9 protein-coding genes are annotated in these 14,423 nt (G+C 45.4%); 7 read left to right on the top strand and 2 right to left on the bottom strand.

What is annotated here, in order from left to right:
* Positions 1 to 37: 37 nt before the first annotated feature.
* Complete coding sequence (locus tag N646_RS11265; protein WP_017821115.1) at positions 38 to 3,163, bottom strand: EAL domain-containing protein; 3,126 nt, start codon at positions 3,161 to 3,163, stop codon at positions 38 to 40.
* Between the two features lie 113 nt (positions 3,164 to 3,276).
* Between N646_RS11265 and asnC the strand changes: the two genes are divergently transcribed.
* Complete coding sequence (asnC, locus tag N646_RS11260) at positions 3,277 to 3,741, top strand: transcriptional regulator AsnC (protein ID WP_005389595.1); 465 nt, start codon at positions 3,277 to 3,279, stop codon at positions 3,739 to 3,741.
* Between the two features lie 66 nt (positions 3,742 to 3,807).
* Here asnC and prlC read toward each other — a convergent pair whose 3' ends face one another.
* Entirely contained in the window at positions 3,808 to 5,850 is a 2,043-nt protein-coding gene (gene prlC, locus N646_RS11255; RefSeq protein ID WP_017821116.1) for an oligopeptidase A, read from the bottom strand.
* A 399-nt stretch (positions 5,851 to 6,249) separates the two neighbouring features.
* Here prlC and N646_RS11250 point away from each other — a divergent pair, with 399 nt between their 5' ends.
* From N646_RS11250 to N646_RS11225, 6 genes are all read left to right on the top strand, one after another.
* Positions 6,250 to 7,089 (top strand): 23S rRNA (adenine(2030)-N(6))-methyltransferase RlmJ, encoded by an 840-nt coding sequence (locus N646_RS11250; RefSeq protein WP_005379158.1) that lies wholly within the window; start codon positions 6,250 to 6,252, stop codon positions 7,087 to 7,089.
* A 259-nt stretch (positions 7,090 to 7,348) separates the two neighbouring features.
* On the top strand, positions 7,349 to 8,707 hold the full coding sequence (gene gorA, locus N646_RS11245) for a glutathione-disulfide reductase (protein ID WP_017821117.1): 1,359 nt from the start codon (positions 7,349 to 7,351) through the stop codon (positions 8,705 to 8,707).
* Positions 8,708 to 8,803: 96 nt separating this feature from the next.
* A complete protein-coding gene (locus N646_RS11240; protein WP_017821118.1) occupies positions 8,804 to 10,129 on the top strand; it encodes a tyrosine-type recombinase/integrase in 1,326 nt (441 codons plus the stop codon).
* Positions 10,122 to 11,867 carry a hypothetical protein gene (locus N646_RS11235; RefSeq protein ID WP_017821119.1) on the top strand — a complete coding sequence of 582 codons (1,746 nt, stop codon included), beginning with the start codon at positions 10,122 to 10,124 and terminating at the stop codon, positions 11,865 to 11,867. Before N646_RS11240 ends, N646_RS11235 begins: the two co-directional genes overlap by 8 nt.
* Positions 11,867 to 13,912, top strand: coding sequence for a site-specific integrase (locus N646_RS11230; protein ID WP_017821120.1), 2,046 nt, complete (start codon positions 11,867 to 11,869; stop codon positions 13,910 to 13,912). Before N646_RS11235 ends, N646_RS11230 begins: the two co-directional genes overlap by 1 nt.
* A complete protein-coding gene (locus tag N646_RS11225; RefSeq protein ID WP_017821121.1) occupies positions 13,909 to 14,367 on the top strand; it encodes a hypothetical protein in 459 nt (152 codons plus the stop codon). Before N646_RS11230 ends, N646_RS11225 begins: the two co-directional genes overlap by 4 nt.
* Positions 14,368 to 14,423: the final 56 nt, after the last annotated feature.

Raw genomic sequence — 14,423 nt, 5'->3', positions numbered from 1 at the left:
TACCTATTAATGCTAGGTTGAGCTTGCTACGAAGAGGTTATACAACCGTCAGTTGCTCCACTAGCTCAGAAAGCGGCTTAGGATGACCAATACCGTAGCCTTGACCGTAGTCCACACCGAGGTCTATCAAATGCTGCATAACCTGGTCATTTTCGACAAACTCCGCCACCGTCACTTTACCTAGTTGCTTCGCCAAGTCATTGATTGAACGAACCATCACGCGGTCCATTTCATTTACGTTGATATCTTGCACGAAAAGACCATCAATTTTCACGATATCGACAGGAAGTTTCTTTAAGTAACCAAATGAAGACAATCCAGATCCGAAATCATCCAATGCAATCATACAACCCAAAGCCTTTAGCTTGGTAAACAGCTCAATGGCTTGATCCAGATTGCTCATCGCCGCTGTCTCGGTGATTTCTAAGCAGATTTTTTCACACGGCAGAGTCGAACTTTCCAATCGCTCCAATAAGAAGTCAATAAACTCTTGATTCCCCATAGATTGACCTGAAAGGTTTATCGAACAGCGACCAAGCTGTTCAACCACCTCAGGACGCTGTTCAAACCACTCTAGCGTTTGAGTAATAACCTGCTTATCAATCCAATGGGCAATGTTGTAGCGCTCGGAAGCAGGGATAAACAGCGCAGGAGAAACATAATCACCGTACCCATTGCGAATACGCACCAAAATCTCAAAATACATTTGAGTCTCGTGCTTTTGTAAGCTTTTTATCGGTTGAGCAAACAGTTCTAAACGTTGATTCGACAATGCCTCATGCACCAAATTGACGCTCTGCATTTCCATCTGACGACGCTGCAACTCTTCGTTATCTAAGCTGAATAGATTATAGCGGTTACGGCCTTGCTCTTTAGCGGCGTGACAAGCAGAGTCTGCTTGAGCATGCACCATTTGTGGCGTATCAGCGGTATGATCGATGATACGGATACCAATTGAGCAACTGATGAACAGGCGTGTGTCTTCCCAAATAAAGAGGTGTTCGCTTAGTGTCGAGATGATCAGTTTGGCAATATTGATGGCGCCATATTCGTCACAGTCTTTGAGTAACACCGCAAACTCATCGCCTCCCATTCGAGCCAAGATGGAATTGTACGGCAGAACGCCTTCCAGCATACTGGCGCAGAATTGAATCGCCGCATCACCTGCATCATGCCCAACCGTATCATTGAGGACTTTTAGTTGATCTAAGTCGAGGTACAACATGGCGTGGACTCGACGATGGCTGTCCACTTCGCACAGTGCGGTCTTAAGCTCTAGTTCAAAATGGTTTCTGTTGTAAGTCCCCGTCAGTAAGTCATAGCGAGCTTGGTATTCCAATTTCTCGGAGAGCAGTTTGGTTTCGGTAATATCTTCGCCCACAATCAGCAGTTGCTCAGATTCACTCAGCGGACGAATATTCTCGCGCACCCAAACACGATGACCATTTGCATGACGATACTCGACTTCACGTCGCCAAACACCATGCACTTGCTGGTTGGGTTGCAATAACACTTGGCGAGGGAACAGCACTTTGTCATCAAAATAGAACTCCCTCAGGCGATGTCCGAGCATGTCCATCGGTTTGTAGCCAAGAAGTAGTTGAGCAAATCGATTCACTTCTTGAATTCGGTTATTACTATCAAGCGTCACCATCATCACGGGCTGCTGCTCATAATAGTTGCGTAGGGTTGACTCACGTTGGTAGAGCTTGTCCTCCATCAATTTACGACTGGTAATATCGCGCGCTTCAAACAAGTATTGCTTATGATTCCCTACTTGCTGAGAAAAAGGCTTGAGCGAAACTTCTAATACCAAGGCGCCGTGTTCTTTACTCCAAATTTCAGCTTCAAACGTCGACACTTGATGGTGAGGCGCGTGGAAATACTCCTCAAGCAACGCTTGTGCTTTTTCACTCCAGTTGGGGTGAAACCAAAGTGGTCGGTCTAAGCGCAGTCCTTGGTGATAAAGTAAGGATTGAAGGTGATCGTTGCCCGATTTAAGCACACCGTTGGCATCCAAAATGCCCATATACTGCATGCTCTGATCGAAAATCGATTCTAGAATAGCCTGGCTTTCTCGCGCAGCGCTCTCACTGCGACGCATCCGCTGTAAATAATAACCCATCAGCAAAATGACCACCGACATCACCACAAACAGACTACCAAACAGGCGAATTTCCTTGGCAAAACGTTCAGAAAGCTTCATTGGCTTATTAAAAAATACCGCAGAAACCTCTTGTTCAGCCCCCAATCCCCAACGCGCTACCGCTTGGTAATCGAGCTTTATTTCAGAATCACTTTTTTTCACGGCAGGCAGAGGCTGATCAGGGTTATCCAAAACGAATTCAAGCATCTCTGCACTCTCAATACCATGCCGATAACCACTTTGAATAACCCCTCCAACTGCGCCATGACCCAAACCAATGTCATGCACCATAAACAGCGGCGCGTTTGAGACTTTGTTGACACCAACCCAGTCACGCTCGCTGCCAACCATACCTTGTTTATCTCGGTAATAGGTCCAGAACAAGACGACTTTATCGGAACTCAGTTTTGCGACTTGTTGTTTTAGATCGATGATACTGTCTGGGACAACTTGTACGATTTTGTCTCGATATTGCGGGAACTTGAGGACAAAATTGTCGATTTGATAACGCAACACCTCACCGGTCACCGAGTGGTCACTGACGATGAGAACTTGTGTGTAGTTCGGATGTAAGCGCTCAATAAGAGCGAGATTCGCTTCCAAATCGACATCTTCCATGACTCCGGTTGCATTCAGAGAACGATGTAAAGAAGGATGGTAGTTATTAATGCCGTTAAATATAACTGGGGTGTCTTTGATGATTGGGGCTAAACGCTGCATGAGTTCAAGCGCATTGTTATCGCTCACTAAAATGGCATCGAATCGCTCTTTGCGTAATTTCGTAAGATATAAGGATTTTAGTTGTGCAAAAAACTGCTCACTCTGGTTACGTTTCGAGTCTAGATAGAGCACACGCATGTCCAGCGCTCGATCGCCCAGCTGTTGCTCGATGCCTCGCTGTATGGAGTCCGTCCAGAAAAAACCCTGATGATAGGAGTGCACGACCAACACCTTCGGATCTGAGGCCGTAGCAAACGCGCTCCAACATAGCGCGGCAATAACCAGAAAACGCTGCACATTATCTCCATAGCTCGGAGTTAACCCGCAGTTACTCCTGCCAAACCTTGTGAATCCTATCCGCTATGAGTATAAAAGGGAGGTAAAACTCTATCCCTAACGGAAATCATAGTATGAATGCGAGCCTGCCGAAACTCGACGACCTTGACCGCGCAATATTAAAAACACTGATGGCTGACGCCAGAACGCCCTACGCAGAAATGGCAAAGCAGTTCGATGTCAGCCCTGCCACTATCCATGTGCGTATCGAGAAGATGAAGTCGGCGGACATCATCGAAGGAACGGAGGTGATCATCAATACCAAAAAGCTTGGCTACGATGTGTGCTGCTTTATTGGTATTAACCTCAATGCAGCTCGTGATTACCACTCCGCGTTAGAAAAACTCAACGCGCTCGACGAAGTCGTTGAAGCTTACTACACCACGGGCGCGTATAACATATTCGTCAAATTGATGTGCAAATCGATTGAAGAGCTGCAATTTGTACTGATCGACAAGCTGCAAGCCATTGATGAGGTTCAGTCCACAGAGACATTGATATCGTTGCAGAACCCGATCAACCGCAACGTAAATCCGTAAAATTTTTTATAAAAAATGTACAAAAAAGGCCAACTGAACGGTTGGCCTTGATGTTTTTTGCTCAATTTACGCCGCAATACCCGAATGGCGCAACAGTGCATCGATTTGTGGCTCGCGGCCACGGAAGCGCTTGAACAGCTCCATTGGCTCTTCACTGCCCCCCATTTCTAGAATGTTATTCAGGAAGCTTAGGCCCGTCTCTTTGTTGAAGATGCCTTCTTCTTCAAAGCGAGAATACGCGTCTGACGACAGCACTTCAGCCCATAGGTAGCTGTAGTAACCCGCACTGTAGCCACCAGCAAAAATATGGCCGAAGCTGTGTGAGAAACGCGCCCACTCAACCGCAGGAACTACCGCTACTTTCTCTTTCACTTTCGCCAGAGTTTCCAGTACACGCGCACCCACTTCAGGGTCATATTCGGTGTGAAGCGTGAAGTCGAACAAGCCGAATTCTAGCTGACGCAAAATACCCATCGCAGATTGGAAGTTTTTCGCTGCGAGCATTTTGTCTAGCATCGCTTTAGGTAGCGGCTCACCTGTCTCATAGTGACCAGAAATGAACGCCAGCGCATCCTCTTCCCAACACCAGTTTTCTAGGAACTGACTTGGTAGCTCAACCGCATCCCAAGGCACGCCATTAATACCTGAAACAGCACCTGTATCAACTTGCGTCAACATGTGGTGGATTCCATGACCAAACTCATGGAATAGCGTCACGACTTCATCGTGCGTGAACAGTGCTGGTTTGTCGCCCACTGGACGGTTGAAGTTACACGTTAGATACGCAACCGGCGTTTGCAGCTCGCCAGATAGCGTAACGCGACGACCACGACAATCATCCATCCACGCGCCGCCACGTTTGTGTTCACGAGCGTAGAGATCTAGGTAGAAACTGCCACGGAGTGTGCCTTCAGCATCAAAGATATCGAAAAAGCGCACGGACTCATGCCAAGTGTCTACGCCTTCGCGCTCAGTAACGGCCATGCCAAACACGCGGTTTAGCACTTCAAACAGACCGCTCACGACTTTTGACTCTGGGAAGTATGGGCGCAGTTCTTCATCCGAAATTTGGAACAGGTGCTGCTTTTGTTTCTCGCTGTAGTAAGCGATATCCCAAACGTTCAGCTCTTCAACACCAAACTCACTTTTCGCAAACTGACGTAACTCTTCGACTTCACGTTCACCTTGCGGTTTCGCTCGTGTCGCTAGGTCATTCAGGAAGCCCAGCACTTGATCCGGCGTTTCAGCCATCTTTGTTGCTAACGACTTTTCACTGTAAGTATTGAAACCTAGCATACGTGAAATTTCATGGCGCAGTTTTAGCTGCTCAGTAATGATTTCTGAGTTATCCCATTTGCCTGCGTTTGGACCTCGATCAGAAGCGCGCGTCACGTACGCTTCGTACACTTCTTTACGCAACTCTTGGTTATCGCAGTACGTCATGACAGGTAGGTAAGATGGGATATCTAGCGTAATGAGGTAACCATCTAACTCTTTTGCTTCTGCGGCAGCTTTCGCTGCTGCCAGCGCCGATTCTGGCATACCTGCTAGGTCTTTCTCGTCTGTGATTTGCTTGGTCCAACCCATGGTGGCATCCAGCACATTGTTAGAGAATTTAGAGCTCAGCTCAGACATACGTTTGCTGATCTCGCCGTAACGGTGCTGCTCATCGGATGGCAAACCAATGCCTGATAACTCGAAATCACGCAGTGCATCAGTGATGGTTTTCTGCTGGGCACGAGTTAACGTTGCAAATTCTTCGCTCGCTTTGATGGTTTTGTACGCTTCGTACAACCCTTTATGCTGACCAACCCAAGTGCCGTACTCTGACAAAATTGGTAGGCAACTTTCGTAAGCTTCACGTAGCTCTTCGCTGTTCACTACCGAGTTCATGTGACCCACTGGCGACCAGATGCGGCTTAAGCGATCATCCGCTTCTTCAATTGGCGCAATCACACTGTCCCAAGTTGGGTGAGCGTTGTCTTGTAGAACTTCATCGATTTTTGCTCGGCAGTCAGCAATCGCTTGCTCAACGGCAGGCTTGATGTGTTCTGGTTTAATTTGAGAAAACGGAGGTAGGTCCGTAAACGTCAGAAGAGGATTAGACATGAATAATTCCTTTTGTGTTTTGACTCTGTGATTGCCTGTCTATTTTGTGTAGATAGGCCAACTCAATGTACAGACGAGCCAGCAACATGGATTGGGGGAGCTCCGTTCCCTTTCTCTATGCCGCGATGACCATCTTATAGTCAACCAGCGCTACTCTGTCCTTGAGTCTTGTTATACCTAAATGAGATTTCACACCCTTTTGAGTGCGAGAAACTCACCTAGTTCAATTCGATTACCAATAGTAAGTGTGGGTGACTTAAAGAAATTTCAATAGCGTCCCCTTATCAGAGGAACAGATTTGATTGGAAGTTCTACATCTTTAAGTTACTTGAGTATAATACCGCCATAGAGTGAAAATCACAGACCACACTCAGCCAAAGAGTGTTTCGAGAGTTTAATTTGTTAAGTTACCGCCACAGCTTCCACGCTGGCAACCATGCCGACGTGGTCAAACACATCGTTCAAAGCCTCATTCTTGATGCGCTGAAACAAAAAGATAAGCCATTCGTTTATCACGATACCCACTCGGGTGTGGGCCGTTACGATCTGACTCACGAATGGTCTGAAAAAACGGGCGAATACAAACAAGGCATCGCACGTATTTGGGATAACCCAAGCATTCCTGAAGACATCAAAAGCTACATCGATGCCATTAAAGTGCTCAACAATGGCGAGAAGCTGCGTTACTACCCAGGCTCACCACGTGTAGCGCGCGCGCAAATCCGCCCACAAGATCGTATGGTGCTGACCGAGTTGCACCCGGCCGATCACCCATTGTTAGAGCAAGAATTCCATCGTGATCGCCAAGTGAGCATCTTCAAAGAAGACGGATTCCAACGCCTCAAAGCAAGCTTACCGCCACAAGAGCGTCGTGGTTTGGTGCTGATTGACCCACCATACGAACTCGCGAAAGAGTACCGCGATGTGGTGCGAGCGATTCATCAGAGCCATAAACGTTGGGCAACCGGTATCTACGCGATTTGGTACCCAGTGGTAAACCGCCACGACATCGAAGATATGATCGAAGGCTTGGAAGCACTGGGCATTCGTAAAATTCTGCAAATCGAGTTAGGTGTTGCACCAGATACCAACGAGCGCGGCATGACGGCATCCGGCATGATTGTGATTAACCCGCCATGGAAACTGGAAAGCCAGATGAAAGAGATTCTGCCATTCCTGCAAGACGCGATCGCACCAGCAACTGGCCACTGGAAAGTGGACTGGATTGTGCCAGAGTAAGCACTTCAGTACTGCTATCTTCAAGCGCAACGATATTCTCGTTGCGCTTTTTTATGCTCTCACCTTCTCCCTCCAATCGTGCTTATTCTTCTTTTTGTGCCTCTCATCGCTATTTGTCATAAGTATTGTCGCTTTTTCCCATTTAGGAATTAGTCGAATTCGATTTATGATAGTGGGATAACGGTGGCATTGAGTTCGGACAAGGTCATCCCAATCTATCTATGTACCAGATAAAATTTATAAGCTCTTGGAGAAAGTAATGGCGACTCATTTTGACTATATCTGTATCGGTGGCGGCAGTGGCGGCATCGCATCTGCAAACCGTGCGGCGATGTACGGCGCGAAAGTTGCGCTAATCGAAGCTCAAGACCTTGGCGGTACCTGTGTCAACGTAGGTTGTGTACCGAAAAAAGTGATGTGGCATGGCGCGCAAATCGCAGAAGCAATGAACCTGTACGCAGAAGATTACGGTTTTGATGTCGACGTGAAAGGTTTCAACTGGAGCAAACTAGTTGAGAGCCGTCAGGCGTACATTGGTCGTATTCACCAATCTTACGATCGCGTTCTTGGCAACAACAAAGTAAACGTGATTAAAGGCTTTGCTAAGTTTGTTGACGAAAAAACTGTCGAAGTAAACGGTGAACACTACACAGCAGATCACATCCTGATCGCGGTTGGTGGTCGTCCTACTATTCCGAACATTCCAGGCGCTGAATACGGCATCGATTCAAACGGCTTCTTCGACCTAGCAGAGCAACCAAAACGCGTTGCGGTTGTGGGCGCAGGCTACATCGCAGTTGAAATTGCTGGCGTACTGCACGCGCTAGGTACAGAAACGCACCTGTTCGTACGTAAAGAGTCACCACTACGTAGCTTCGATCCAATGATCATCGATACGTTGGTTGAAGTGATGGACGCAGAAGGTCCAAAACTGCACACCCACTCTGTACCAAAAGAAGTGGTAAAAGAAGCCGATGGCAGCCTAACTCTGCACCTAGAAAACGGTGAAAGCCAAAACGTTGACCAACTGATTTGGGCAATCGGTCGTCACCCTGCGACAGACGCAATCAACCTAGCGTCAACCGGCGTGGCAACGAACGAAAAAGGCTACATCAAGGTAGACGAATACCAAGAAACTAACGTGAAAGGCATCTACTGTGTGGGTGACATCATGGAAGGCGGTATCGAACTAACACCAGTAGCAGTGAAAGCGGGTCGTCAACTTTCTGAGCGTCTTTTCAACAACAAACCAAACGCGAAGATGGACTACGATTTGGTACCAACTGTGGTATTTAGCCACCCACCAATCGGCACTATCGGTCTAACAACGCAAGAAGCAGAAGAGAAGTACGGCAAAGACAACATCAAAGTCTACACATCTGGCTTTACTGCGATGTACACCGCTGTTACTAAGCACCGTCAACCATGTAAGATGAAGCTTGTATGTGCGGGCGAAGAAGAAACGGTTGTTGGCCTACACGGCATCGGTTTCACGGTAGATGAAATGATCCAAGGCTTCGGCGTAGCAATGAAGATGGGCGCAACCAAAGCAGACTTCGACTCTGTTGTGGCTATCCACCCAACGGGCTCTGAAGAGTTCGTTACCATGAGGGGTTAGTGTAGGAAAAGCATCTTACACACGTAAATAATTCTGGAAAATAATTAATCACTGTCTATGCTGTATGTATGGACAGTGATACTTTCAGGATGATTTATGACATACCTTGTACACTCCAGCGATGTCTTCAAAGAGACTGAACTACAAAAACTGGATGATGGTACATTCCATTGCCAACCTTCCAATGACAATATCGGTTCGTTACCAACACTCTTTTCGCAAGATGGCATCTTCAATCACGAAGCCAACAGTTACCTGTTTTATCTCAAGGTCGTAAAGAAAGCAGAAGACCTATCTCCCTGCGCACAGGCATTGCGTGCCTACTATCAATTTCTTGAGGACAAGGGGTTGAATTGGGATAAATTCCCACCAGTCAAACGGCTAAAGCCAACTTACCTGTTCCGCTCCTACCTACTCAAGAAAATAAAACAAGGCGAACTTGCACATAGCACAGCCAGTGTTCGTATGAACCAAATCGTCAACTACTATAAATGGTTGATGCATGGTGGTTACTTAAGCGTAAAGAGTGAGAAGGAAGCGCCATTCAAAATGGAGTTCGTCTCAGTTCAGAATCGTGGGATGCTTGCCCACGTATCTCCAACTTTCATTGTTGAGACCAGTGATTTACGCATAAAAGTACCGAGGGATGCCGATAGTAAAAACATCAAGCCACTATCTCCACTAAGCCGTGATGCTCTTGGTATTTTAACGCAGCACCTTCCACAAACGTCTGAAGAGTTGCGCTTACAAGCCTTGCTTGCGATTGATACAGGTATGCGGGTTGAAGAAGTAGCAACCCTAACACTAGATGCGCTAGATACTGCAACTCCACTTGCTGAGAGCCAACATCGCTTTGAAATTCTGTTATGCCCCCGCTCTACAGGCGTACAAACCAAGTTCCTAAAGACTCGGACTGTCGAGATTTCATCGGACTTGTTCCAATCATTGAATGAGTATCGAATTTCAGAACGCCGTCTGAGGCGTGTTACTAGGCTCAACGAGAAAATAGAACAATTAGACAGCGATGCTCCCCCCTTCACCCAGAAGACCATTGAAATACTGGAGCGCTGTGACCGTCATGAACCACTTTTTGTTAGCCAGCAAGGCAACCCTGCTACGGGGAAATCCATTGAAGCTAGGTGGATTGAGTTCAGGACAGAAATAAAACAGGCAGAGCCATCATTTACCCATCGCTTCCATGATTTACGTGCCACCTATGGCACCTATCGCCTCAGTGACTTGCTAGAGGCTGGATTGCCCCTTGTCGACTGTATGGAGCTTCTGATGGACTGGATGGGGCATAAAGATGAAAGTACGACTTGGAAGTATTTACGCTTTCTAAAACGCAAAGAGGCGTTCAAAGTAAAGTTTGGCATTCTCGATTCCATTATGCACGATGTGCTACGAGGTCAGGATGACTGAGCTAACCTATTTATCTGGATGGAGGAGTGACCTCTGTATCAAGCTTGATGTTAGGGACAATCTTTTAGCAGACTTTAACCGCCTTTTATTCAATGAGTTACCATCAAGCAAAGAGTTGCAACAAAGCAACCAATTCAAGTTTGCAGATCGTGAAGCGTTCGTTTTTCAGTTAAAAGACAGTTTTAGTGAAAAAATAGATGAAGGAGTTAGTCACGACTCACTTTATGGCATTTATGTTGAAGCCTCTCAATACCTAAGGTGGTGCGATAAAGAAAGCGAGCCAGCATTTACCCAAAGCTCATTAGAAGGGTATATGGTACACTTGCAAACCAGAGTAATGCTAGGCGAACTCAAAAGTAGCACGTATAAGAATAGACGAGCTAATATGGTCACCCTATTTTCTCGATATCTTGATCTACCACACTATTACTTTAATAACGTGGTTATCATGGATAATAGCGATAGAGAATCTTATGAATCCTACACTCAAAGCGATTTAAAACAACTACTCCCATTTCTAAGACGTCTTTTCAATCAAACATATTCACAGTTTATCAAAAATCCTGAAGCGCATATTCAAGCTCATAAAAGCACGCCTACCATGATCTTTGAATGGCAAGGTAGAGAGTATAAACTTTGCGGTGGCATAACGAAGATGATGTGTGCAGCCACCTACCTACTCGCTTATTACACTTACGCTAACACCACTGATTTATTTAGGTTAAAGCAGCCTAATAACGCATCAATTTCAACAGGGGAAACATGGTATACCATGCCCGCTTTTAAACGTCGTGCATTTAAAACTATTCAAGTTGAGATAGGTGAGCACGAGTTAGAAATACCCAAGTATGCCATGACCTTTTTCGACAAACTACTCAATGCTTCAAGAATAATTAGCACAAATGAAGATGCGACTCTTCTTCAAACCATCGCCTCACGAAAGGTGCAAAAATTACAGACTTCAAGACTTCAGTCTTTTTTGAAAAAGTGGGTAGAAAAACATTTTTCCTTCACAGATCAAATGGGAAGACGCTTACGCCCCAGCATAAGCCGCTTTCGTGAAACAGGCTGTCAACTAACCTCATATCATCAAGGTGAAATGGTTAATAACCTTATGCTTAACAACACGCCCAACACCCGCAAGCGTCACTATAGCGAGGGAAATAAGCTGGCAAATAACGGCATGATGCAAGATACGATGTCAATTCGGGAGGAGCAGGTCAAGAGCAGGGTCAACACCAAGCAGGCTCAGAAAAACCTCAGTATTGAGGTACTGGTTATCGAGGAAGAAAACAAGATTAACCTTCCCAATTTAAGCCGTACTTCTAATGGCGGTAGCTGCGCTGCCCCATTCGGTGAAAAGTCCCAAAAGTACACCAAGAAAGCCCAAACACAGGGACTTGCTAAGGAGGGAGAACGATTAGCCTGTGCAGACCTATTGGGGTGCTTTGGCTGTCCTGACCAAGTGATTGTACAGTCAGTCTCAGATATCTGGTGCCTGCTCTCATTCAAGTCCTGTGTTGAGGAATCACTATTCCTTCATTTGGATGTCAGCCATTACAAACAAAACTTTGAAAACATCATACTGTTTATCAATCAAAAAATACTTCCAAACATAAATAAACAAATATTGAGAAAGGCAGAAACCAAACTCGATGATGATGGCCTGCACCCCGCTTGGGATGACAGCGAGTCAGTTTTAAGCTTAATTCCAAAATCACCAGCCGAGGTAAGATAATGGATACATCTAAACTCTATTTACCTGACTTTCCACAACAGCATAAGGTCAAGGATGTAGATGTGGTTACGCTCTACCATGAGAGAAGATATGAAGAGCTAGATGCCGTCGTCATCTGCAAGGATAAAGACGGAAACGTTACCGCCACCTTTGGACAAAACAATTGGGATTGCTTACCTTTCTCTCGAAAGAAAGATAAGAACAATCTAAATACAGAGGAATTCAAATGTGCTCCTAAGTTACAACGAGAACTTAAGCTTCTGAGTTTTGGTTGGCTATTTAATAAAAGTCCTAAACAGAAAAAATCAGTAAAGTTCTCAAGCGTTCGCACTCGACTAAATAATATAAAGGTAGTTTATAGTTTCTTGATGGAGAGTAACTATAGCTCGTTGAAAGATCTTGGTTCGCCTGTTGTGTGGACTAAGTTTGAACACTTCTTGCAAAATCGTAACTATGCCCAAGGAACCATCGAGTCTACTTTTGTGGCAATAAATACCGCCATAAATGATGAGTCATGGCACAAGCTTGAGCTTGGCCTAAATCCAATAAAATCAAGCACTGAAGCAAGACGGATAAGTTTCAATGAAGCACAACAAACTCTTGTTATACCTGAACGTATATGTGATGCCATTTATGGAAAAGCTATAGAACTGGTCAATGGTGCCCACCCATATAGACAATTAATTTTGAATACAGAGAAGTCTCTACAGCATAACTATGATGAAGGAGTGCGCAATCTTGAAGAAAAAATCAAGCAAGGGAACCGCTACTCATTCATGAATGAGGACGGTAGCATTGACGAGCGAAAATACACTTCCGCAATTCAAGAGTTCCAATCACATAAAGTTAAAGACCTCATCGCTCCATTAGCCGCAAAAGTACCAAGTATTAGACTAAACAATGGAACGGACTTTAAACGCTACTGGGGTCAAATAACTAATGCTTGCTATATCGTTTGTGGAGGTTTTAGCGGTATGCGAGACTCCGAACTCGATAAATTAACGCCTAAAAGTTATTACAAGGATACCTTTGAAGGACGTGATTTCCATATGCTCCAATCTCACACTTTTAAGTTAGGCAATAAGCGAGAAACATGGGTCACAGCTTCATCTTCCAAAACTGCAATAGAGTTAATGACCACATTAACTGAAGAATGGCGCAAAGAAATCACTTACCCGGATAAAAAATACAAAGACTCGATTTGGGTAAATAAATCATACCGCTCCAAGCCCCCCACATTGATTACAGGATGGAATCACCGACTACAACGTTTTTGTAATCAATTCAATTTTATTGTAACTGAAAAGGATTTCGCAGAATGCCTTGAGTCAAACCCTCGCTCATTAAACCGTGTAAAAAAAGACGTAACGGTTGGAAGTCCTTGGCACATGACAACTCATCAGTTTAGGCGCACTTTAGCCTTTTATTGCATTAAGAACCGCCTAGGGACATTAGTAGCGCTCAAACAACAGTTCAAGCACTTATACCTCGCGATGACCGAGTGGTACACCAATGGTGGGAGGCTGGCGAGCCTACGGGATCTGAAAGTTGACGAGCAAGTGCAAAAGACACTCGATGAAATCAATGCAGAAACCACCGCAAATAAAATCTTTAAACAATGGCACTCAGATGAAACGCTATCAGGCACTCATGGCAAAGCGATCATGAAAATGCGAGGAGATGTACCGACTATTTATAGCTCATGGGATGTTATCTACAAAGCCGTAAAGGATGGTAAGTTGACACTACATGGCTCAATGCACAGTTATTGCAAATCTGGTTATGACTGCGATATGGACGGTGTGGTCACTCCTCAGTTCTGTGTTGATTGTGGCTCTGGAAGTAGCATCATTGACGAGCAGCAGGCTAAGTGGTGGCAGAAAAAGCACCGCAGTCTAGTTGCTTACATGGAATCTGGCGAAGAATTTTCGGTAAGTGAACATAGCCACTATGTCACTCAAGTAAGAGCTGCAGAAAAAGTCATGGCTGACTTTGATATGCCCTTTACCCCTTTTGAACCTGACTTAAAGGCGGCCAACTTATGAGTAAGAGCGAAAATACACTACTGAAACTAGAGGCAGCCCTAGAGCGTATTAAACAGGGTAAACCTAAGCGCATTCCTACTCACCGCAAGCTCAGTGTACGGGCTGTCGAGGAAGAGGCAAATTTAGGCAATGGCAGCGGTTACTACTATCCTGATTTCGTGGAAAAAGTTAAACAGACCAAAGGTGAAATTGCGACAGGCAAAGGTGGAATAGTCCAACCAGAGATCCTGACTGTGCGCACCAAGCTCAAAGAGCAAAAGCGCATCAAGGATAACTACAAGGCCAAGTATGAGGCAGAGCGAGAGAAGTTAGCTCTGTTTGCGGCAGCACAGCACCATCTAAACGATAAGCTGGTTCAAGCATTAGCTCGTATAGATGATCTTGAATATGAAAATGCGGAGCTTCGAGAGGAGCTTGCTAAGCTGAAACGAAGTAAAGTAGTACCAATCAAGTAACTTTAACAAATGTAGCCCACCTTCAATGTGTGGGCCACAACCTGCGTGAGAAATGG

It is taken from the genome of Vibrio alginolyticus NBRC 15630 = ATCC 17749 (assembly GCF_000354175.2).
GTDB lineage: Bacteria > Pseudomonadota > Gammaproteobacteria > Enterobacterales > Vibrionaceae > Vibrio > Vibrio alginolyticus.
This window is presented reverse-complemented; position numbering and strand designations above follow the sequence as displayed.